The organism is Pseudomonas sp. EA_65y_Pfl1_P113, assembly GCF_963970525.1.
Lineage (GTDB): Bacteria > Pseudomonadota > Gammaproteobacteria > Pseudomonadales > Pseudomonadaceae > Aquipseudomonas > Aquipseudomonas tritici.
This window is the reverse complement of the sequence record NZ_CAXAQM010000239.1, coordinates 1-606: the sequence shown is the minus strand read 5'-3', so window position 1 is coordinate 606 and position 606 is coordinate 1. Positions and strand designations below refer to the sequence as shown.

The 606-nt window shown below is 65.2% G+C and carries 1 protein-coding gene; it reads left to right on the top strand.

Annotated features, from left to right (window positions below; genetic code table 11):
• Positions 1-98: 98 nt before the first annotated feature.
• Positions 99-606, top strand: a 508-nt coding sequence (locus tag AACY52_RS29350; RefSeq protein WP_339561225.1) for a D-alanyl-D-alanine carboxypeptidase, incomplete at its 3' end; no start/stop codon positions are given.

The window sequence follows — 606 nt, the reverse complement described above, 5'->3', positions numbered from 1 at the left end:
GCGATCGGTACGATCATGCGCGACGGTTATACCGGGGGCAACGCTCTGTATGTGCCGCACTGCATTGTTTGTCGCGCAATTGGTCCTAGGCTGCGGGAATGCACCGCGCCCTTGTCCCGCCCTTCTCCCTGCGGCTTGTCGCCGCCTTGCCGACCGCGCTCCATGCCCAATCCGCGTTGCAAAGCCGGGTCGAAGACGTTTTGCGCAGCGCCAGCCCCGGCACGCGCTTTGGCCTGGTCGTGGTAGATGAGACCGGCACCGAAATCGTCGCGATCAACCCCGATCAGCGTTTCATCCCGGCCTCCAATACCAAGATGTTCACCACTGCCGCCGCTTTCTGGTCGCTGGGCGCGCTCGACCAGCCCGATGAAGCGGGCGGTGCGGCGGTGCGGATCGACCAGACCGGCAACCAGCGCGACGTGATTCTGGAAGGGCATGGCGATGCTCGCCTGTCGAGCGCGCCCACTTGCACGGTCGATTGCCTTGGGACGCTGGCCGATGCTGTCGCCGCAAAGACGCGCGTGGTGCGCGATGTGGTCGGCGATGACAGCCTCTATCCCGACGAGCGCTGGAGCCCGGGGATGAGCTGGAACAACATCCCGACCA